The sequence below is a fragment of the Kineobactrum sediminis genome (assembly GCF_002868715.1).
Taxonomy (GTDB): Bacteria; Pseudomonadota; Gammaproteobacteria; order Pseudomonadales; family Halieaceae; genus Kineobactrum; species Kineobactrum sediminis.
In genome coordinates, this window is record NZ_PKLZ01000009.1 from 78,388 (window position 1) to 99,375 (window position 20,988).

Sequence of the window (20,988 nt, forward strand, 5' to 3'; positions counted from 1 at the left end):
AGGGGGGATGCCAGTGCAACATCCGGTGGATCGACTGGTTGCCTATACCCTGGGGGGTGGGTTACCGAAATCACTGTTCATTGTTGGTTTGATTTTGGGTGTGCTGGCGCTGCTGTACACCGCGCGCGAAGAAGAACCGCAAATTGTTGTGCCCATGGTGGATGTCCTGGTGCAGGCGCCAGGCCTGGATGTGCAGCAAGTGGAGCGGCAGGTAGCGATACCCCTGGAAAAGCTGCTGGCCCAGATTCCTGGAATCGAGCATGTATATTCTACCTCGACTCCCGGACACGCTTCGGTCACCCTCGTATTCGAGGTTGGCGAGGATCGCGAAGAATCGCTGCTTAACACCTATAACAAACTGTACTCCAACCAGCACCAGATACCCGCGGTGGTCAGCAACTGGCAGATGCAGCCGGTAGAAGTGGATGATGTGGCGATAGTGGTATTGGCATTGTGGTCCAGTGACCCCCAGCGCTACAGTGATTATGATCTGCGCCGCGTGGCCGATGAATTCTCGACCCATTTGCAACGGCTTCCCGATACCGGCGAAGTGACTGTAACCGGGGGCCGCTCGCGCCAGGTACAGATCCTGTTGAATCCGGAGGGCCTGGCTTCCCGCAGAACCACCGCGGCGGATATTGTTTCCGCGCTTCGCGTTTCCAATCAGCTGGTGGATGCCGGCCACTGGTCCTTCAATAATGAATCCATCCTGCTGGAAAGTGGTGATGCCCTGCGTTCACCGGAGTCCCTGCCCGAGCTGGTTGTGAACGTAATCGACGGCGCCCCGGTTTATTTGCAGGAAGTCGCGCAGATTGTGGATGGTCCGCAAGAGCCGGATGTTTACAACTGGATCGCATTCTCGGAGCACGCTCAGCAAAAAGGGGGCACCACAGAGCAGCGCTATCCCATGGTGACGCTCAACGTTGCCAAAAAAACGGGCACCAATGCGGTGAATGTGGCCGCCAGGGTGCATGCGGAGATGGCGCAGCTCAAGCGCGACCTGTTGCCGGCGGATATCCATATCGAGACACTGCGGGATTACGGCCAGACCGCGGACGAAAAGGTCAACAACCTGGTCACCAGCCTGGGTTTTGCCATTTTCACGGTGGTTGTTTTTATCAGCGTGTTTCTGGGCTGGCGCGCGGCGCTGGTAGTGGGTCTCGCGGTCCCTGTCTGTTACGGCTTTACCCTCGCTCTCGACCTGGTGTTCGGCTATACCATCAACCGGGTCACGCTGTTTGCCCTGATCCTCTCCCTGGGCCTGCTGGTGGATGATCCCATCACCGGGATCGACAACATAGCGCGCAATCTCGTCAAGGGCACGGGTGAGCGTGGGCAGCGGATCGTCGATGCCATGGCGGAAATCCGGGTGCCGCTGTTCATGTCCACCCTGACCATTGTTTTTGCATTTCTGCCGCTGGCGTTTATTACCGGCATGATGGGTCCTTACATGGCGCCCATGGCCTTCAATGTGCCGGTGGCCGTGATCAGCAGTACTGTCATCGCCTTCCTGGTGACCCCCTGGCTTGCCAGCCGCCTGCTGCAGCCGACAGCGGAGGACAGCGCTGTCCTCCCGGAAGATTCCGATCGGGAAGAAGAGGCACTGTACTCCCGCTGGATGCGACCACTGCTGGCGCGGCGGCAGTGGAGCAGAGCGGTTATCTATGTGGTGGTGGTACTGTTCCTGCTGGCGGCCAGCCTGCCGCTGTTCCGTGTGGTGCCTCTCAAATTATTGCCCTACGACAACAAGAATGAAGTACAGGTGATGGTGGACATGCCCGAATCGGCGACGCTCGAGCATACGGCTGCGGTGAGCCAGCGAGTAACCCGGGCCTTGTTGCGGATACCCGAAGTACAAGCGGTTGCCGCATTTGTCGGCGAACCTTCCCCGGTGGATTTCAATGGTATGGTGCGTCGTCATTATCAGCGTCACGCCAGTTACCTTGCGGATCTGCGTGTCACTCTGGTGGACAAGTCCGAGCGTGAACATCAGTCGCATGCGGTAGTGCTGCGCATGCGTGAACTGCTGGAGCCGTTGCAAACCAACGGCCTGATACTGAAAGTTGTTGAAGTGCCTCCCGGCCCGCCGGTCATGAGTACGCTGGTGGCCGAAATCCATGCGGATACGCTGACGCCCTATGCGCTCCAGCGGGAGGCCGCCCTGAAGCTGGCCGAGCGTATGCGACGCGAGCCACACGTGGTGGAGGTGGACACCTCCGTAGAAGATCCCAGTCAGCGCTGGCGATTTATCACCGACAAGACCAAGGCGGCGCTGTCCGGCGTATCCACTGCCGATATTAACCAGGCCATTGCGATGGCGAATGAGGGCTATGTAGCGAGCTATCTGCAACAGTCCAACGAGGCCCGGCCATTGCCGGTAACGTTGCGCCTGCCGCCGGAACAGCGGGTATCGCAACATGATTTCCAGCGTCTGCAGGTGAAGGGGCGGGCCGGCATTATCCAGGCCAGCAGTCCCCAGGGACTGGATGCCGCACCGCAGCCACTGGTGGCGGTGGGTGAGCTTGGTGAGTTCCGCAAAGAGCGTGCCGAGCAGGCGATTCACCGCAAGGATCTTCGTCCCGTGGTTTATGTTACGGCGGAATTATCCGGGCGCCCGCCGGCTGATGTAATTGCCGATCTGGTGGCGGATCGCGGAGCGCAAAACGGCGAGTCCAGTCCATGGCAAGGACGTACATTCCTCGATTCCGGTGGTGGTGATGGCTGGGAGTTGCCGGCAGGCACCCACGCGCTCTGGACCGGCGAGGGCGAATGGAAAATCACGGTAGAAGTATTTCGGGACCTGGGCCTGGCATTTGCCTTTGCCCTGGTGGTGATTTTTGGATTGCTACGGGTGCAAACGGGGTCTGTGGCACTTTCACTGATTATCATGGCAGCCATACCGTTAACGGTCATCGGCATCATGCCCGGCTTCTGGTTGCTCAACGTGGTGGGCGACCGGGCGGTAGCGGGTGCACCTGACCCGGTACTGTTTACGGCCACAGCGATGATCGGAATGATCGCCCTGGCGGGTATTGTGGTACGCAATTCGCTGATTCTGGTGGAGTTCATTACCCAGGCCAGGGCCCAGGGTGCCTCGGTTGTCGATGCGCTACTCGAAGCGGGAAGTATACGCATGAGGCCGGTACTGCTGACGGCGGGCACGACCATGCTCGGCAATCTGGTGATTATTCTCGATCCTGTTTTCAGTGGTTTGGCGCTGGCGATCATCTTTGGTGTAGTGGCGTCGACCCTGCTTACCCTGGTGGTTGTGCCGGTAGTGTATCTGCTGGTTTTTGAACAGCCTGCCGACACGGCATGAGGAGGTAGATAGTGGGAAGCATGACGCGAACCTGGTTGCCGGCACTGGCTGCGGTAGCCGCTCTGGTGCTCATTGTGGCCTGGATGGCGGGCACATTCGACCAGCGCATGGCGCCGGGGCTTGATGCCCGCGACGATAAACAACTGGACGTACTCTATACGGTGGCGCTTGAAGATGTGCTGGTGATGGAACCGGTGTCAGGGTCCATTGAGGCCAAGCAGGCGACACTGGTTTCATCGCGAATTATGGCGCGTATCCAGCGTATCCTGGTGCGTTCCGGCGATCGGGTGGACGAGGGAGACCTTTTGCTGGAGCTGGAGAAGTCAGACCTGGAAGCACGACTTCAGCAGGCAGCCGAGCAGAAACAGGCGGTGGCCGCGCGTTTGCAGGAGGCAGAGCGCAACCTGCGGCGCGCAGAGCAATTGCACCGCCAGGAATTGCTGTCAACGGCCGATCTCGATGCGGCTCAGGCCAATCGCGATACCCTGCAGGCCGAGCTGCAACGTGCCGAACAAACCTACCGTGAGGCGCAGGCGGCGCGGGCTTATGCCTCTATTCGCTCACCGATTGACGGGGTTGTGGTAGATCGTTTTGCCGAGCCGGGCGATACCGCTGTGCCGGGTGCCAGGCTGATCTCACTGTATAATCCCCTGTCGTTGCGCGCTGAGGCCCAGGTGCGGGAGCAATTGGCGCTGAAGCTTGCCGTGGGGGATGCTTTGCCTGTAGCGCTGCCGTCCCTTGAGCTCAATGTGCAGGGTACAATCGAGGAAATCGTACCCGCGGCCGAGCCTGGCTCCCGCAGCTTTCAGGTCAAGATTCGCCTGCCCTATGATGACGGCCTGCTGCCGGGTATGTACGTGCGTGTACGCATACCCGCGGGGACTGAGCAGCGAATGTATGTGCCCGCTGACCTGGTGGCCCAGGTCGGACAACTGTATGTCGTGATGGTGGCGGGTCCCGAGGGACCCGAACGGCGGTTCCTGCGTCTGGGACAGGAAACGCAGGACGGTCGTGTTGAGGTGAAGGCCGGACTGTCGCCGGGTGATCAGTTATTGGGTATCCCTGCGGGCTGCCCCGCGATGACTGAATGCTGACCCGGCCGGAAGCTGTTATTCGCCTGCGTTTTCCGGCCCCCAGTAGGCTTTCATGCTGTTGATCTTGCCGCTGTCGTCGAATTCGAAAACATCGATAACATCCAGCTTCATGCCGGGCATGATTACCTGGAAAGGAAAGGCGACCGCATTACCGGCGCAGCGCGCCGTGCCGGTGAGCACCAGTTTGGCGCCGGCGCCAATTGCGCCCTCGTAGAAAGTGCAGATGGCGTCCAGGCCACGATGCGGTTCCGAGCCTACCGGGTCCTCAACAACGGCATTATCGGCGTAGATGTCACGGATGATGCCTACATCGGCCGTGTCAAAAGCTTCAACGTAGCGTTCCACAACGGCGATCTTGTCTTTACTATCCATGATGCTCTCCCTGTTGGTGTTTGTTGGTACTCAGTAGCCGCAGAGGCTGGCGTATCTATCCTTGTGAAAACCGGTGTCACCGAATATTTGCATGGTGACACGAGCACGTTTTAAAAAGAAGCCGATTTCCAGTTCGTCGGTCACGCCGATACCGCCGTGCATCTGTACGGCTTCATTGGAGATATTCTTGACCAGTTCATTCAGGTTGGCTTTGGCCAGGCTGGCCAGCAGCGGTACCTGCGTGGGGTTGTCGTCGACAGCAGCCAGCGCCTGCAGCACTACCGAGCGGCTGAGTTCCAGCTCGGTCTGCATGTGTGCGGCGCGATGCTGCAGAGCCTGAAAGCTGCCGATGGGAACACCGAACTGAACGCGTTCCTTGAGCCAGGCGACGGTACGGTCAAACACTTCCTCGGCACTGCCCAGCATCTCCGCTGCCAATGCTACCCGCCCGCGATCGAGAATCTGGTCAAGGGCATCTGACGCCTGTCCCGGCCTACCGAGTACGGCGTCCGCCGGTATTCTTACATCGGTGAAGTTGATGGTAGCCGCATTGCGGCTGTCCACCATCAGGCTGCGTTGACAGTCAATGCCGGCGCTGGTGCGCGGCACCAGCAGGAGAGTCAGGTCCTGCCCGGTATCAGTGCGTTCGGGATCGCGCGCTAGAACCAGCAGGTAGTCCGCGCTGTGGCCGTCGAGAACAAAGGTTTTGTGGCCGTTAAGAACCAGGTCATCCCCCCTGCGTTCAACCCGGGCCTCAATCCGATGAGGGCTGTGATGATGGCTTTCCTCAAGCGCCAGCGCCAGGGTCAGGTTCCCGGCCGCCAGCAGTGGCAGATAGTGCTCTCTCTGTGCTTCCGTTCCAGCCAACAACAGAGCTGATGCACCTACCACGGCCGTGGCGAAGAGGGGCGAGGCGACAAGTGTTCGCCCACTTTCCTGCATGATGACCCCGAGGCCGGTGAAACCAAAGTCCAGTCCGCCGTAGGCCTCCGGCAAAATGATGCTGGCCCAGCCCAGGTCGGCCATCTGCTGCCACAATGTTGTACTGTAACCGGTGTCGTCACGGCTATCGCGTAGCTGTCGCAATGCCGCGACGGGTGCTTCCCGCTGGAGAAAATCCTGCGCTGTATCCCGCAACAGGCGCTGCTCTTCATTGAGTACCAATGCCATGTCCTTACTACTCCTCAGGATTTTGATTTTGCCGCGGGCGCCTGCGGTAACTGCAGAACGTTGCGAGCAATGACATTCAGCTGAATTTCGCTGGTACCACCCGCGATAGTCATGGCCTTGGACCCCGCCCACAGCCGGGTGGCGTCGAGTTCCTCGTCGCTGAACCCGGGGCCCTCCCAGCCGAGTCCGCGGCTGCCCATGATCGCGAGCAATAATTCACTCTTGTTTTTCATGGCTTCGGTACCCAGGTATTTCATCGCCAGTGCGGCCGTACTGGCGGCCCCGGCCGCACGCTCTTCGAAGCTACGCATATGGGTGAGGCCAATGGCGTGCATGCGCATCTCATGGCTGGCCAGATTACTGCGCAGCTCGGCATCGGCAATGCGACCATCATTGAACTCGAGGTAATCGCGAGCGGCCTGCAGCAGAGGTATCTCCTTGCGGGGAGAATCGCTACCGAGCTCTGCCATCAGTTTGCGCTCGTGTACCAGCAGGGCCTTGGCCACCGACCAGCCGCCGTTGAGGGGCCCGACCAGGTTGTCTTTTGGTACCGCCACGTTATCGAAGAAGGTCTGGCAGAATTCCGAATCACCGCTGATGAGGGCTATTGGAGTGACACTCACCCCTGGCGTGGCCATGTCGATCAACAGAAAACTGATGCCTTCCTGTTTCTTGACGTCCGGATTGGTGCGGACCAGGCAAAAAATCCAGTCGGACTTGTCGGCGGAGGTTGTCCAGATTTTACTGCCGTTGACCAGGAAATGCTCGCCCTGATCCTCTGCCCGGGTTTGCAGGCTGGCCAGGTCGGAACCGGCGCCGGGCTCGGAATAGCCCTGGCACCAGCGCACTTCGCCGTTGACGATTGCCCGCAGGTGCTGTTGTTTTTGCGCCTCGGTACCGTATTCAAGCAGGGCCGGACCCAGCATCCAGATACCCAGGCTATAGAGTGGCGTACGGGCATTGATGCGTCGCATCTCCTCTTTGAGGATGCGTCCCTGATGGGGCGTCAGGCCACCACCGCCATATTCCGTGGGCCATTCCGGGGCAGTCCAGCCCCGGTCGCGCATGCGCTCAAACCAGAGTTGGGCGTCCGCGCTGGCAAACTGTCCCCGGCGTCCCCCCCAATACTGTTCTTCCGGCGTGCCCGGCTGGCGCTGGGATGGCGGACAATTGGCTTCGAGCCATTGCCTGGTCTCCTCGCGAAAGGACTGCAGATCGTCCACGTGTTTTCTCCTGCTCTACTAATCTGGCGACAGCCAAGGGTAATGTCAGCGTAGGCAGAAGCAACGACCTTCTTACCCAATGGGGTGCAAGCACGCGCTTGGTATACTGCGTCAAACCCATCGTGCCGGGTATGTTCACTGGATTGGTGCAATGACTGTTCCCGTTGACCCCGGCTCAGTGGCGCGGCATGCTCCTTTACCCCATCAATAACAGGATTCCTGGAATGCAGCGATTTGCCGATAAAGTAGTACTGGTAACGGGCGCGGGTAGTGGTATCGGCCGGGCCGCGGCCCTGCGTATCGCCACGGAGGGAGGGCGTCTGTTCTGCCTGGATATTGACCAGGCGGGCCTTGATGAGACGGTTCTGGCGATCAAGACCGCCGGTGGTGAGGCCTGTGCCCACTGCTGCGATGTCTCCGACGAAACCCAGGTCAAGGCCGCGGTGTCCGCCTGTATCGCCGCTTACGGTAGTCTTTACGCCCTGGTCAACATGGCCGGTATGTTACGTTTTGACGACACGGCGGAAATCGCGCTTGGTGACTGGCAGCGTGTTATCAATGTCAATCTCACCGGCACTCTGCTCTTGTGCCGCGAAGTATTGCCACACCTGCTGGCAACCCGTGGCAGCATCGTGAATGCCGCCTCGACTGCGGCGCTGGCGGGTCTGCCCTGTGGCGCGGCCTATTCCGCGAGCAAGGGTGGGGTGCTGGCGATGACGCGCAGTATTGCCGTGGAATACGCCAAGCGCGGGGTTCGCGCAAACTGCGTGTGCCCGGGGGATATCAACACCGGGATGACCCGGGATATCGACTGGCCCGCGACCATGGATTTTGACCTGATTGGGCGCATTTCATCCATCTCCGGACCCAAAGAACCCGAGGTGATGGCCGGGGTGATCGCCATGCTCGCTTCCGAGGATGGTATCCATGTCACCGGCGAGGATATTCGCGTGGACGGCGGCACCCTGTCCTGAGCACCGCCTTTACTGGGATTCGGTCAGGGTGACTTTCAATGTGCGTTCTTGTTTGCCGCTGCGCAGGGTCACCGTTACCGTATCGCCCGGTTGGTGTTCCTCAAGCAGGCTGAGGTAGTCATCGTTACTGCGCACCGGCGAGCCGTTCACCGCAATGATGATATCCCCCAGCACCACTTCGCCACGGGCATTGCGGTAGGCGCCGCGGATGCCGGCACGGTCCGCCGGCAACCCGGGGAATACCCGCACCACGGGCAGGCCTTCAATGCGATAACGGCGGATCCAGCGGTCACTGGCCAGCTCCAGGCCCATGATCGGGCGCAGGATACGACCGTAGCTGATCAGTTGCGGTACGACCTCCCTGACGGTGTTCACCGGAATCGCAAAACCGATACCGGCGCTGGCGCCGCTGGGACTGTAAATGGCAGTATTGACGCCGATCAGCTGCCCCAGGGAATTGAGCAGCGGGCCGCCCGAGTTGCCCGGGTTGATCGCCGCGTCGGTCTGGATGACGCCGCGGATGGTTCGATTTCCGGATGCGCGGATTTCCCGCCCCAGGGCACTGACCACGCCGGTTGTCAGTGTCGTATCCAGGCCGAAGGGGTTGCCTATGGCCAGCACCTTGCGCCCCACGCTGAGTTCTGAAGAGTCGCCCACCGGCAAGCTGGTCAATGTGCTCGGTGGATTGTCTATGCGCAGGACGGCGAGATCCTTTTCCGGGGCCACGCCAACGACTTCGGCATCAAATTCAGTTTGATCCTGCAGGGTGACTGTCAGGCGATTGGCGCCGGCAATAACATGGAAGTTGGTGACAATGAGGCCGCTCTCGTCCCATACAAAGCCGCTGCCCGAGCCTCGCGGTATCTCGTGTACGTTGAGAGAGAACAGGTCCCTGCGCAGTGCCTTGCTGGTAACAAACACAACCGCCGGGCTGGCCTTGCTGAAGATTTCCGTGGTGTTGGCTTCGTCTTCCGTGGCGAAGCTCAGGTAGTCAGCCTCTGCGGCAACGGCGAGCGGCACCAGCAGTGCCAGCGCCAGTACAAGCATCGTTCTGGTCAGTGCCATGGCCTTCATTACTCAGTCCACGAAAGCTGAGCTGAAGTCACGCAGGCGCTGGGCATTGGCACCGAGATCACTCACGCCTACCCGGGACACAGAGCGCAGATCGACTACGCTGCCGTCAGCGGTCGAGCGGACCCTGATAACGATGTCATCCTTGAACGCCATGATGGCGGTCGTATCTACCGCTTCAATGTGCCAATTCTCCGGGTCTTGATAGACGACTTCCCAACCGAGCTCGGTGGCTACGTCAAGCGCTCGCTGGTAGGCATTGTTGGGGGTAAGGGGAGTGCGAATGCTTTGCAGGTCCGGGTAGGCTTCCCGTTGTGCAGCCAGACTCTCCGGTTTTATCTCCAGGCTGTTACTGTTGGGGCCACGCAGGTCCGGGGCGTTTACAAATACCGGTGGGTCGCTGAGATTGGTGCTGATATCGTGGATGGGCGGATAATCGCCCCGCGTTGACAGCAGTCCCAGCAGGAGGAGGGTGCCGGGAACCACCAGCAGGGCACGCAGGGCGATGTCCTTGCGCTGGTGCCGATAGCGGGGGATGAAGAACAGCACAATCGCAAGCAGCAACACGACGGCGGCGCCAAGGCTAGCGATGGCATACAGCGCCAGCCCCTGTTGCCACGCGCCAACACGTACTATTAACACTGCAAGGGGTAACGCCAGCAGCAGGGTCAGGGCAAGATAGCCCAGTGCGTTGACCAGCCGTGAAGGGCTCCGGATCATGGTACATTCCTTCGGTTGTTTGCCAGGCACAAAGAATACTACTCCCGGCGTCTCTGCGCGAGGCCGGTGAGCGGTTCAACAGAACAGCCATGGGGAGCGCATTTGGCCGTAGCCGATTGAGCTTTGGACCCCGCTTTGTTTAACTCCGCACCACAACCGATAACTACAGTATAAGTTCCCTTGGGGATACAGGAGCAGACGAGATGGGAAGAGTGGCAGGTAAGGTGGCGATCGTTACTGGCGGCGCCAGCGGCATGGGTAAGGCCGATGCGGTGTTGCTGGCAAAAGAAGGTGCCAAAGTGGTGGTGGCAGATTTGAATGTGGAAGATGGAGAAGCGGTGGCGGCTGCCATTGGCGAGGCGGCCTGTTTCATGCGGCTTGATGTCAGCGATGAAGACAACTGGCGTACTGTGATCGCCGATACGCTCGCGACTTTCGGGCAGCTGGACATTCTGGTCAATAATGCCGGCCTGCTGACGGTTGGCTCAATAGTCGACACCGATCTCCAGACCTGGCGTAAAACCCAGGCCGTGAATGTTGAGGGTGTGTTTCTGGGCTGCAAGCACGCCATTCCAGCGATGGAGCGTAGCGGCGGGGGATCAATTGTTAATATGTCCTCCGTGGCCGCCTTTCAGGGTATATCCTTTGCCCCCGCTTATTCCGCCAGCAAGGGTGCGGTGCGCTCGCTGACCAAATCCGTGGCGATGCACTGTAAGGAAAGTGGAAATCGCATCCGCTGCAACTCGATTCACCCCGATGGGGTGCGCACTCCCATGGTAGTCAAGGTCGCCACCGGCAGGGAAACGGTGACCGCGGAAGAGCTGGCTTCTCTCGATAGCAATGCCAACATGTGTAACCCGGAAGATATAGCGATGATGGTGCTGTACCTGGCCTCGGACGAGTCCGGTTTTGTCAATGGCGCCGAAATGCTGATCGATAACTGCTCCACCATTACGCCGCCGATTGGCCTGACCTAGGAGCGTTCATGGAAAAGGTGCTGTACTTACTTCGGGGCGCCACCGATACCGACGCCGACGCTTTCCGTGACCGACTGCTGGCCGAACTGGTGCCGGGATTACAGGGAACTTCCGGGGTGCGTGCGATACGCCTGGCGGTGGCAGACAGTGCAGTCGAATTGGCTGCTGACAAGCGTCTGGCCAGTAACGGGCCACTTCCCGATGCGCTGCTTTCCCTATGGCTTGACGACGCCTGGCAACGGCCGGAACCGGCACAATTAGCGCCCACCCTCGTAGCCAGCAGCTGTGCCTACCTGGTTACCGAAGCGGAACCCCTGGTTAATGCAACCCAGCCTCCCGAAGCGAACGGACGGGTACCCGGGTTTTGCCAGGTGGCGATGCTGCAGCGACCGCCGCGCCTGAATGAAGAGGACTGGCTGGAGATCTGGAAGGGGAGTCACGGGGAGGTTGCTGTCAGAACCCAGTCAACATTCGGGTATCGCCAGAACCTGGTTGCACGTGCGCTCGACGAGGGTGCCGTGCTGCACGCCATTGTTGAAGAAAACTTCCCCGCTGCGGCAATGACGTCCGCCCATGCATTTTATGCGGCGGGTGACGATGCCACGTTGGCAGCGCACCAGACTGCGATGATGGAGAGTTGCGCCCGTTTTATCGATTTCGACAAAATTGATGTCGTACCGATGAGTGAGTACCTGTTCAGCGCTGCAGGGCCCTGATCCGGTCTTCCAGCGGTGGGTGGGAACTGAACAGCCGGGACATTCCCTGTTTCATCTGTTCACTGATGCCAAAGGCAGTCAGTTCCCCGGGGAGGTCCTGGGGAAGGCCCTGTTCCGCTCGCAAGCGTTGCAGGGCGCCGATCATTGCGGCGTTACTGGTCAGGCCTGCACTGGCCGCATCGGCCCGGTATTCCCGCCAGCGGGAAAACCAGAAGACGATCATGCTGGCCAGGATACTCAGTACAATCTGGGCAACAATGGTCACCACAAAATAACCGATGCCGTAGCCGCGTTCTGTCTTGAACACCACACGATCAACGGTATGGCCGATAATACGGGCAAAAAACAGCACGAAGGTATTCACCACGCCCTGGATCAGGGTCAGTGTGACCATGTCGCCATTGGCAACATGGCCTATTTCATGGGCCATGACGGCGCGAGCTTCCTCGGGGCTGAACCGCTTCAGCAGGCCACTGCTCACCGCCACCAGGGCATTGTTGCGATTCCAGCCGGTAGCAAAGGCATTGGCGGCCTCAGAGTGAAAAATGGCGACCTCGGGCATGCCGATACCCGCGCTTTGGGCCAGTTCGCGCACAGTGTCCAGCAGCCAGCGCTCCTCGCGGTTGCGAGGCTGATCGATAACAGCAGCGCCGGTGCTGCGCTTGGCCATCCATTTGGACAGGAGCAGGGAAATCAGGGAGCCGCCAAAACCAAACAGGGCGCAGAAGATCAATAGCGCTCCAAGGTTGAGGTCAACGCCATTGGCAGCCAGGATACCCTCCAGGCCCAAAAGATTGAAGATGATGCTGACCAGCACCAATACCGCAATGTTCGTTGCAAGAAACAGCATAATTCTCATGGCGCGTTATGTCCTCTGTACGCTGATGATGCGGCCTGCGACTGTGGTGGGCGGGATCGCTCGCTCACAGTAGCCAGTAGGGATATGCTATCTGCGGTGAGCTTTTTCAAGCGTCGCTGGTGTTATTCTCCCGGATAGGACTGATATCGGCGGGCTTGCTCCCAGAAGGCACCTCCGGGGTGTCGGCTGATGTTGGGAGTAAAGCGGCCTGGTGGTCGTCCGGCGCAACCGGTAGCGGTGTAGTGCTGATTTCGAGCACCGGTTCGCCTCTGGCGTTGACTTCCGCAGCGAGTACCTCGCCCCTCAGGTCAATATTTTTACTACTGAGCTCAAAGAGCAGGTTGACGCCTTCATCGTGATGGCGCACACGCTGCACCATGCGGGGGTCGCGACCGTCCACCCAGGCTTTGCTTTTACCCCAGTAATGCCCCTGCTGGTTGCGGATGACGAACACTTCATTCATGACGATTGGGTCCTCCTTGTGTTGACCGGCGCGCAGTTTAGATAGTCATCGCGGTCGGCGCCAGCCGGACCGGCTCAATCGAGCAGAAAATCCTTGGCCTGGTTGACCTTGGCAGCCAGGTAATCATTACCGCCGCGATCAGGGTGTAATTTTTGTATCAGTTTGCGATGAGCGGCGATAATGTCCTCGTTACTGGCGCCCTCGGCAAGCCCGAGCACCGCCAGTGCTTCTGTGCGCGAGAGATTGCCCGTCTCTGGCGCTGCGCCTCCCTGGCGACCGAATTCCTTTTCATCCGGAAAGCGCTGCTGCAGATAGCTGTCCAGTAATTGTACGGAATCATTATCTTCGCGCTGGCAGTAGCGCAGCAGTTCTTCCAGCTGGCTGCGATTGAGTTCATCGAGCAGCCAGCCTTTCAATGGGCCTGTGAGTACTTCACCATGGAGCTGTCCGGACTCATGGTTGAGATGCATCCGCAGTACGGTCGTGGTTACGGTTGAGTGCTGCCCCTGGCCGGCATTGGCCGTCGCTTTTTTCTTCAGGGAAGCCAGCATCGGAAACAGGCGAATCAACAACGGCAGCATCTGCCGCGAGGCGACCAGCAGGCCGGTGAAGGCAGCTCCTACCCAGTGCATGCGCCCGGACAGGGTCAGCACCACGACAATCACCACGGCAATACCCGCGCCAATTTTCAGGTACTGTGCCTTGCGTTTGTGCGGTGGCAAGGCCTGGGCGCGGATAAAGAGCATATAGAGGGCGATGGCGATTGCCAGCAGCAACAGGACTCTCGGCACGTGGATCCTCAGGGGTTGAGTTGTTTGAGGAGGAGTCTAGCACCCTCGCCTGGGTTATTCTCCAGTGCTCTGCGGCCGCCTGCTGCGTAGCGTGCCACAGCGCCCAGAAGCTCCGCCAGTGCAGAGGCGCTGGTCTGGTCAAAGCGAGCCCAGGCGCCGCCACTGAGTTTGGCCATGGTTTGAAAAGTCTGTCGGGCCAGCGGATCGCCACCCTCCTGAAACATGAACAGGGGTAATTTCAGCAGCCCACATTCTCCGGCCAGGTTGCAGAGCCCGTCCGGTGCTTCCTCCAGGGCATCACCAATAAACACCACGGCTCTTAACGGCGTTTCCTTGTGCACGTGTTGAGCATGGCGGAGCAGGCGCCCGATCTGGGTATGGCCGCCCTCGCAGCGTACTTGCGCCATCTGGGCCGCGAGGGCATTGGTGTCGCGCAGCCACTGGCTCGCATAAAACTCCTGGAAACCCCGGTAATAGCACAATTGCACCGACAGCGAGGCAATTTTGTCGGTGGCGGTAAACATATCGGCCTGCTGTCGTCTCGCCACATCCCAGGTTGGCTGGCGACTGGCAGTCGCGTCAACGCCGAACAGTAACCGCGGGTGTTTTTCCGCAAACGTGGTGACCGCTTTGCTCTTGCTGAGGAAGGCCTGAATTTCTCCGCTGCTGGCGATGCGGGCCGGGGTTTTAGCCATAGTCGGTAGGTTCGCCTAGTGCTGGCGGTTCAATTTGCCTATTCTTTCAAGTTCCGCAAGATAGTGGCGGCGTTCCGCAAGCTCGTCGATAGCTTTCTGCAGGGCCTGCCGATCAATGCTCTGCTCCTGCTCATTGGCAACCAGTTGCCACAGCTTGCGGCTGCAGTACTGGCCAGGGTCGAAATGATTGTTGTTTGTCGTCATCGTTAAAACTCTTGTTAATTCTGGTTGTAAGACATCGACACGGCACTTTTGTTCGCGACCGCGTGACTGATGTTTACAGCCTGAAGGATTTTTATGACCGTTTTATGACGTCGCGGTCCTACCAATATCTTCAAGTATAATAGCTATGGGCGTGTACTTCGCAAGCGTGGCAATGAAAGATCAGTGCAATCTTGCGATGCATTTCGCTATAATAATTAACATGAGTCTATTCGATATTCGCAAGAAACGCTCCCTTCCCGATGCCGCGACCGCCCTTCCCGGGCGGGGCGAGGCGATCGCTGTGCCCCCGGCGCACTTTGTCAACGGTCATCCCCTCGAGCCTCCCTTTCCGGCAGGCATGGAACAGGCTGTATTTGGTATGGGCTGTTTTTGGGGAGTGGAACGGCAGTTCTGGCAGGTTCCTGGAGTCTACAGTACTGCTGTCGGCTATGCGGGCGGCCACACGCCGAACCCGACCTACCAGGAAGTATGCAGCGGTCAGACCGGCCATACGGAAGCTGTGCTGGTGATCTTTGACCCGGAAACGGTCAGTTACGAGCAACTTCTGGAGGTGTTCTGGGAGGAACATGATCCCACCCAGGGAATGCGCCAGGGTAATGACCTGGGAACGCAGTATCGTTCGGCTATCTATACCTCTGGTACGGAACAGCAGCGCCTGGCGGAAGCCAGCCGGAGCACGTTTCAGGCTGCACTGGAGACCGCGGGCTTTGGTGCGATTACTACCGAGATTATGCCCGCCATGCCCTTCTATTATGCCGAGGAATACCATCAACAGTACCTGGCCAAAAATCCCGGCGGCTATTGTGGATTGCGGGGCACAGGCGTCAGTTGTCCCACGGGGCTCCCCCTTGGTCGTGAAAGTTAAACCAGCCGCTTTATAACCGACACCTTTCTACTACATATACCCAAGCCCTCCTCGCGGCTATTGCCCGCCTGCTGAAAAGCCTGTTCTAATGCAAGACGTCGCCAGCAATGGCGAGCACGCTCCAACGATAAATAAAAGATAACGTGAGGTGCAAGTAATGTTGAAGCATGATATGTGGCGTCCGTCTGCTATTTGCCTGGCGATCGGGACGGTGCTGGCAGCCGCCGGACCGGTTTCGGTTTCTGCCCAGGGCATGGTTCTTGAGGAAGTAGTTGTCACCGCACGCAAGCGCGCCGAGAGCCTGCAGGAGACGCCGCTGGCGGTAACGGCCCTGGATGCCACCGCCTTGCGCGAAGCCGGTGTCCGCAATCTGGCCGATCTCAATACCCTGGCACCCAACATTGATGTGGTGGAAGCCAATGGCTCCGCGCCATTGGCCAGTGTCTATATTCGCGGCGTCGGCCAGCGCAATACCGGCGAGAATATCGACTCGGGGGTGGGTATCTACATAGATGATGTCTACCTGGGTCGTCCGGATGGCGCCCTGCTGGATCTTAATGATATTCAATCGGTACAGGTACTTCGGGGCCCGCAGGGCACCCTTTTTGGCAAGAACACCACGGGGGGGGCGCTGGTTTTTACAACCAACAGGCCAGTAGGTGAATTTGAGGGCTCCATCGGTACGCGTATCGGTAATTTTGGCCGCCGGGATCTCGATTTTGTGCTTAACCTGCCCTTGAGTGAATCTGTCTGGACCCGATTCTCCGGTGTTGTGCGCAAACGTGATGGCCAGATAGAGAACCTGTTTGACGGCAAGGATTACATGGACGAGGATCGTCAAAGCCTTATCTGGCAGACTCGTTGGGCCGCCAGCGAGGATCTCACCATTGATCTCAACGTGAACTGGGCCGAAACGGACCAGCGCATGCGGCCGATGAAGTGCCTCAACGTCGATGGCGTCATCGGCTGGCAGGCGCAGTTGTTCAATACCCTTGCCATTATTCCATCCACCGGTAAAACACTGGGCGATTTCTGTGATGAAGCGGCGGCGGCGGGAGGCGGTGATCCGCGCAAAGTGGTTTCTGACCTTGGCGGTGAGTACAAGGCCAAAAACCGCGGCGCTTCATTGGTTGCCGAATGGGCAGTCAATGACGACCTGATGTTAAAGAGCGTGAGCGGGTGGCGTTATACGGAAGCGTCACAGAACGATGAACTTGATCATACGGCAATTCCGTTTCTGCACCGAACCAATACAGTGCATCCCGAGGGTGGTGCGGGAGAAACGGATCAGTACAGCCAGGAATTGCAATTAATCGGCAGTGCAGCCGATGACCGCCTGCAGTATGTAACCGGCCTTTACTGGTTCAGGGAAGAGAGTGAGGGGCGGCAGAGCATCAGCTTCCTGGGGCCCTTTGACCCCGCTATCGCCAATCTGTTTTTTCTTAATGTCTCAGCCGATACACAGCAAGCAGAGAACGATGCGTTTGCTGCCTATGCCCAGCTGGAATGGGAATTCAGTCCCCAGTGGCGCACCACGCTCGGTGTCCGTTACACCGAGGAGACCCGGGAGTTGGCGATTACTGACTTCGAGATCGACACCAGCACGCTGGATGCCAATGGCGGTCCGGTAACGCCCCTTGGTGGTGGTTTGTTTGTGGTACAGCGTCCGGGCTTCGAGTACAACCCCGCCTTTGGCTTTGATGTGGCGGGCGAGCGCCAGCGTAAGGTATCCAACAGTGACATCACCCCAATGGCCAGTATCCAGTACCTGATCGAGGGGAATACCTGGATTGACCAGGGCAGCCTCTACCTGACCTATAGCGAGGGTTTTCTGTCTGGTGGCCTGTCCGAGTCACCTACCGGGGAGCTTGAGCGGTTTGAGCCGGAAGAAGTGGAAAGCTGGGAATTCGGGTTCAAGCTGGACCTGCTCGATCGGCGTCTGCGCCTTAACGGTGCGTTCTTCTACACGGATTATACCAATCGCCAGCTCACCACCCTGGTGATCAACCCCGAAGTACAGTCACCATCGCCTGCGACCATCAATGCCGCGGAGTCTGTGATCAAGGGTTTTGAGCTGGAGAGCACCTGGCTGGCGACAGACAACCTGGTGATCGGTTTTAACGCGACGATCACGGACGGCGACATCAAGGAGTTCATGGATGAACAGATCACCATCGCCGACACTTCGGTACCTGCTGTCCCGGGCTGTGTCCGCGCAAACCTGACGATATTGCAGGTGGACTCCTGTCCAAATGACCGCTCCAGTGAAAACCTGCCGCGCCTGGCCGAGCAGACGTATCTGTTGTCTGCCCAATATAACTGGGAGACCGCTTATGGGGTGATTACCCCGAGAATACAGGCCAGCTGGAAGTTTGACCTGGAGTTCTGCTTTGATGCCCTCAGTTGTACCACTGGCCTGTGGAATGAGGACAAGCAGTATGAGCTGAGTGCTCGTGTAGGATGGGTTTCTCCCGACGAGCGCTGGTCCGGCTCCCTGTTCGGTACCAACCTGACCGATGAGGAATATCTCAACGGCGGTACTGCGCTGGTTGAGTCCTCCGGTATCGGTGGCTTTGCGGTGGCGCCGCCGCGGATGTATGGGATGGAGTTGGAGTACCGGTTTTAGTAAGGTCTCCGAGGTGTCCGGTAATACTTTTCTCGCCGCAGTGCCGCTGGCAGGCGGCACTGCGACACGCCGTGAATACGTCCCTGTAGGCTTCACGCCGGCATCCATGCCGGCGAGAGTCGCAGTCCCGCCTGGTAACGACACCGCGGCTACTATCGGTACGTAGCGAGTGGCTTTGTTTTTCCTGGAAACGGGTGTTTTTTTCTCGCCGCAGTGCCGCTGGCAGGCGGCACTGCGACACGCCGTGAATACGTCCCTGTAGGCTTCACGCCGGCATCCATGCCGGCGAGAGTCGCAGTTCCGCCTGGCAACGACACCGCGGCTACTATCGGTACGTAGCGAATGGTTTTGTTTTTCCTGGAAATGGGTGTTTTTTTCGCCGCAGTGCCGTTGCCAGGCGGCGCTGCGACACGCCGTGAATACGTCCCTGTAGGCTTCACGCCGGCATCCATGCCGGCGAGAGTCGCAGCTCCGCCTGGCAACGACACCGCGGCTACCATCGGTACGTAGTTAAAGGGTTTGTTTTTGCTTGTGGCCCGGATGTACCGCCGTATTCCGAGTCGCGATGTATCCCCCAATGCCTCCGTGACCGTCGCCAGCATGGATGCTGGCGCCGAGCCTACAGGGATGTATTCACGGCGTGTCACGGAGGCATTGGGGGATGCATGGCGACCCCGCTGATAGGCAACCAAGGATGTATTCACGGTGTGTCGCGGGTATTGGGGATACATCGCGACCCCGCACCAAGCCCGCTAGAGCGCCCTGCCCAAAAGCGCCGCCACCGCATTTTCCACGCGCAGGATCCGCGTGCCGAGGCTCACCTGGCGGCAGCCCGCCGCCAGCAGTTTCTCGACCTCATAGGGAATAAAGCCCCCTTCGGGCCCGATCACCAGCAGGCGCCTCCGGGTTGGCTCTGCCGGTGCGACAGGTACGTTGCCCGGATGTGCCAGCAACGCCTCCCGATCTGCCATCAGTGCGGGCAAGTCATCCTCAACAAACGGCTTGAAGCGTTTATGCACATGCACACCCGGTAACATCGTATCGCGGGCCTGCTCCAGGCCCTGTAGCAGATAATCGCGCACGGTATCCGGCGCCAGCACCGGAGTTTGCCAGTAGCTTTTCTCCACCCGGTAGCTGTTGATGAGATGGATATTGTCGACCCCGAACTCGGCGGCGGCACGCAGGATACGGCGCAACATCTTGGGCCGGGGGAGGGCAACGACCAGACTGACCGGCAGCTTGGCGGGGGGGCGTTGATCAAGCGTAACACTGAGCTGCACATACTGCGGTTCGATGGCCACAACCTGCGCGTGGCCCATGAGCCCATTAATCTCGCCGACCACCAGCTGGTCACCTGCCCGGGCCTTGAGTACCTGGCACACATGTTGCGCTCGCCGGCCGCTGAGATGAAGCTGGCCCTCGGTATCGCACTCGCCGGCGCTGAATAGCAACAGATTCAAAGGCGCAATTATCCTGCCCAGAGATCGTAGTCGTCGGCGGCGGTGACTTCGGCTTCCACAAAGTCGCCGGGCCGCAGGTCGGTAATACCGTCCAGATAGACCTTGCCGTCTATCTCCGGGGCATCTGCGGTAGAGCGGCCAATGGCGCCGTCTTCATCCACTTCATCAATCAGGATCTCAATGGTGCGACCGATTTTGGCCTGCAGTTTATTGGCACTGATCTGCTGTTGCAGCGCCATGAACTCATCCCAGCGCGCCTGTTTGATCTCTTCGGGTACCTGGTCCGGAAGCTCATTTGCGGGGGCGCCTGCCACCGGGGAGTACTGGAAACAACCCACCCGGTCGAGCTGTGCCTCTTCAAGGAAGTCCAGCAGCTGTTGAAAATCGTCTTCGGTTTCCCCCGGAAAGCCCACAATGAACGTGCTGCGAAGCGTGATATCCGGACAGATTTCACGCCAGCGGCGGATGCGATCCAGTGATTTTTCCGCAGCGGCCGGGCGCTTCATGCGCTTGAGCACGCTGGGGCTGCCGTGCTGAAAGGGAATGTCCAGATAGGGCAGTATCTTACCTTCGGCCATCAGTGGTACAACATGGTCAACATGGGGGTAGGGGTAGACATAGTGCAGGCGCACCCAGACCCCCAATTCCGCCAAGCCTTCGCACAGCGACTGCATGCTGGTTTTCATTGGCCGCCCGTTCCAGAAACCTGTTCGGTATTTGAGGTCTACGCCGTAGGCGCTGGTGTCCTGGGAGATCACCAGCAGTTCGCGGACCCCGGCCTTTACCAGGCGTTCCGCTTCTTCCATAACCTCGCCGATAGGCCGGCTCACCAGGTCACCGCGCATGTGCGGGATAATGCAGAAGCTGCAGCGGTGGTTACAGCCCTCTGAAATCTTCAGGTAGGCGTAGTGGCGCGGGGTGAGCTTAACACCCTGTGGCGGAACCAGGTCGCTGAACGGGTCGTGTGTCGGAGTCCAGGGCACATGTTGATGTACGGCACTGACCACTTCCTCATAAGCCGCCGGGCCGGTTACGCTCAGCACTTTGGGGTGCAGGGAGAGGATTGATTCAGCATCGGCGCCCTTGCCCATGCAGCCGGTGACAATGACCCGGCCATTTTCACTGATCGCCTCGCCAATGGCGTCCAGGGATTCCTGCTTGGCGCTGTCGATAAAACCACAGGTATTGACGACAACCAGCTCGGCGTCCTCATAGGTAGGTACAATATCGTAACCGTCAAGCTTGAGCTGGGTGAGAATACGCTCGGAATCTACCAGGGCTTTGGGGCAGCCCAGGCTGACGAAGCCGACTTTATTGCGTGACATGATAATGGCCTGTTTGGATGGGCGGGCGTGGATTATACAGGCC

General features: G+C 59.0%; 19 protein-coding genes. 7 read left to right on the top strand and 12 right to left on the bottom strand.

Annotation, left to right across the window (positions count from 1 at the left end; all coding sequences use genetic code 11):
- Nucleotides 1-13 precede the first annotated feature (13 nt).
- Together CWI75_RS12655 and CWI75_RS12660 are read left to right on the top strand one after the other, a co-directional pair.
- Entirely contained in the window at nucleotides 14-3,319 is a 3,306-nt protein-coding gene (locus CWI75_RS12655; protein ID WP_241521207.1) for an efflux RND transporter permease subunit, read from the top strand.
- 20 nt (nucleotides 3,320-3,339) lie between these two features.
- On the top strand, nucleotides 3,340-4,413 hold the full coding sequence (locus CWI75_RS12660) for an efflux RND transporter periplasmic adaptor subunit (protein ID WP_101521880.1): 1,074 nt from the start codon (nucleotides 3,340-3,342) through the stop codon (nucleotides 4,411-4,413).
- A 15-nt stretch (nucleotides 4,414-4,428) separates the two neighbouring features.
- Here CWI75_RS12660 and CWI75_RS12665 read toward each other — a convergent pair whose 3' ends face one another.
- Genes CWI75_RS12665 through CWI75_RS12675 form a run of 3 tightly spaced genes read right to left on the bottom strand, consistent with a single transcriptional unit; the run spans nucleotide 4,429 to nucleotide 7,178 of the window.
- Complete coding sequence (locus tag CWI75_RS12665; protein WP_101521881.1) at nucleotides 4,429-4,785, bottom strand: nuclear transport factor 2 family protein; 357 nt, start codon at nucleotides 4,783-4,785, stop codon at nucleotides 4,429-4,431.
- 30 nt (nucleotides 4,786-4,815) lie between these two features.
- Entirely contained in the window at nucleotides 4,816-5,955 is a 1,140-nt protein-coding gene (locus tag CWI75_RS12670; RefSeq protein WP_101521882.1) for an acyl-CoA dehydrogenase family protein, read from the bottom strand.
- 14 nt (nucleotides 5,956-5,969) lie between these two features.
- The gene (locus CWI75_RS12675) at nucleotides 5,970-7,178 is read right to left on the bottom strand and encodes an acyl-CoA dehydrogenase family protein (protein WP_101521883.1); all 1,209 of its coding nucleotides are present in this window, start codon (nucleotides 7,176-7,178) and stop codon (nucleotides 5,970-5,972) included.
- Between the two features lie 224 nt (nucleotides 7,179-7,402).
- On the opposite strand from CWI75_RS12675, the gene CWI75_RS12680 reads away from it, so the two are divergent.
- Nucleotides 7,403-8,152 carry an SDR family NAD(P)-dependent oxidoreductase gene (locus CWI75_RS12680; protein ID WP_101521884.1) on the top strand — a complete coding sequence of 250 codons (750 nt, stop codon included), beginning with the start codon at nucleotides 7,403-7,405 and terminating at the stop codon, nucleotides 8,150-8,152.
- 9 nt (nucleotides 8,153-8,161) lie between these two features.
- Here the strand turns inward: CWI75_RS12680 and CWI75_RS12685 are convergent, their stop codons facing one another.
- Both CWI75_RS12685 and CWI75_RS12690 read right to left on the bottom strand, forming a co-directional pair.
- Nucleotides 8,162-9,217 (bottom strand): S1C family serine protease, encoded by a 1,056-nt coding sequence (locus CWI75_RS12685; RefSeq protein WP_101522003.1) that lies wholly within the window; start codon nucleotides 9,215-9,217, stop codon nucleotides 8,162-8,164.
- Between the two features lie 12 nt (nucleotides 9,218-9,229).
- On the bottom strand, nucleotides 9,230-9,943 hold the full coding sequence (locus CWI75_RS12690; RefSeq protein ID WP_101521885.1) for a DUF1499 domain-containing protein: 714 nt from the start codon (nucleotides 9,941-9,943) through the stop codon (nucleotides 9,230-9,232).
- Between the two features lie 203 nt (nucleotides 9,944-10,146).
- Here CWI75_RS12690 and CWI75_RS12695 point away from each other — a divergent pair, with 203 nt between their 5' ends.
- Nucleotides 10,147-10,920 carry a glucose 1-dehydrogenase gene (locus CWI75_RS12695; RefSeq protein WP_101521886.1) on the top strand — a complete coding sequence of 258 codons (774 nt, stop codon included), beginning with the start codon at nucleotides 10,147-10,149 and terminating at the stop codon, nucleotides 10,918-10,920.
- An 8-nt stretch (nucleotides 10,921-10,928) separates the two neighbouring features.
- Nucleotides 10,929-11,636, top strand: a complete 708-nt coding sequence (locus tag CWI75_RS12700; RefSeq protein ID WP_101521887.1) for a hypothetical protein — start codon at nucleotides 10,929-10,931, stop codon at nucleotides 11,634-11,636.
- Here CWI75_RS12700 and htpX read toward each other — a convergent pair.
- The 5 genes from htpX to CWI75_RS12725 all read right to left on the bottom strand — a co-directional run bounded on the left by htpX (nucleotide 11,617) and on the right by CWI75_RS12725 (nucleotide 14,648).
- Complete coding sequence (gene htpX, locus CWI75_RS12705; protein ID WP_101521888.1) at nucleotides 11,617-12,495, bottom strand: protease HtpX; 879 nt, start codon at nucleotides 12,493-12,495, stop codon at nucleotides 11,617-11,619. The genes CWI75_RS12700 and htpX overlap by 20 nt on opposite strands.
- A gap of 106 nt (nucleotides 12,496-12,601) precedes the next feature.
- Nucleotides 12,602-12,958 carry a hypothetical protein gene (locus CWI75_RS12710; protein WP_175580221.1) on the bottom strand — a complete coding sequence of 119 codons (357 nt, stop codon included), beginning with the start codon at nucleotides 12,956-12,958 and terminating at the stop codon, nucleotides 12,602-12,604.
- 74 nt (nucleotides 12,959-13,032) lie between these two features.
- Nucleotides 13,033-13,749: a J domain-containing protein gene (locus CWI75_RS12715; RefSeq protein WP_101521889.1), complete on the bottom strand. Its 717-nt coding sequence runs from the start codon at nucleotides 13,747-13,749 to the stop codon at nucleotides 13,033-13,035.
- A gap of 8 nt (nucleotides 13,750-13,757) precedes the next feature.
- A complete protein-coding gene (locus tag CWI75_RS12720) occupies nucleotides 13,758-14,444 on the bottom strand; it encodes a hypothetical protein (RefSeq protein ID WP_101521890.1) in 687 nt (228 codons plus the stop codon).
- 15 nt (nucleotides 14,445-14,459) lie between these two features.
- Nucleotides 14,460-14,648, bottom strand: coding sequence for a hypothetical protein (locus tag CWI75_RS12725; protein WP_101521891.1), 189 nt, complete (start codon nucleotides 14,646-14,648; stop codon nucleotides 14,460-14,462).
- Between the two features lie 220 nt (nucleotides 14,649-14,868).
- Here CWI75_RS12725 and msrA point away from each other — a divergent pair, with 220 nt between their 5' ends.
- Together msrA and CWI75_RS12735 are read left to right on the top strand one after the other, a co-directional pair.
- On the top strand, nucleotides 14,869-15,534 hold the full coding sequence (msrA, locus tag CWI75_RS12730; RefSeq protein ID WP_101522004.1) for a peptide-methionine (S)-S-oxide reductase MsrA: 666 nt from the start codon (nucleotides 14,869-14,871) through the stop codon (nucleotides 15,532-15,534).
- A 157-nt stretch (nucleotides 15,535-15,691) separates the two neighbouring features.
- Nucleotides 15,692-18,160 carry a TonB-dependent receptor gene (locus tag CWI75_RS12735; RefSeq protein ID WP_101521892.1) on the top strand — a complete coding sequence of 823 codons (2,469 nt, stop codon included), beginning with the start codon at nucleotides 15,692-15,694 and terminating at the stop codon, nucleotides 18,158-18,160.
- 752 nt (nucleotides 18,161-18,912) lie between these two features.
- Here CWI75_RS12735 and CWI75_RS12740 read toward each other — a convergent pair.
- Together CWI75_RS12740 and rimO are read right to left on the bottom strand one after the other, a co-directional pair.
- Nucleotides 18,913-19,620 (bottom strand): 16S rRNA (uracil(1498)-N(3))-methyltransferase, encoded by a 708-nt coding sequence (locus CWI75_RS12740; RefSeq protein ID WP_101521893.1) that lies wholly within the window; start codon nucleotides 19,618-19,620, stop codon nucleotides 18,913-18,915.
- Between the two features lie 8 nt (nucleotides 19,621-19,628).
- Nucleotides 19,629-20,945 carry a 30S ribosomal protein S12 methylthiotransferase RimO gene (rimO, locus tag CWI75_RS12745; RefSeq protein ID WP_101521894.1) on the bottom strand — a complete coding sequence of 439 codons (1,317 nt, stop codon included), beginning with the start codon at nucleotides 20,943-20,945 and terminating at the stop codon, nucleotides 19,629-19,631.
- Between the last annotated feature and the right edge of the window lie 43 nt (nucleotides 20,946-20,988).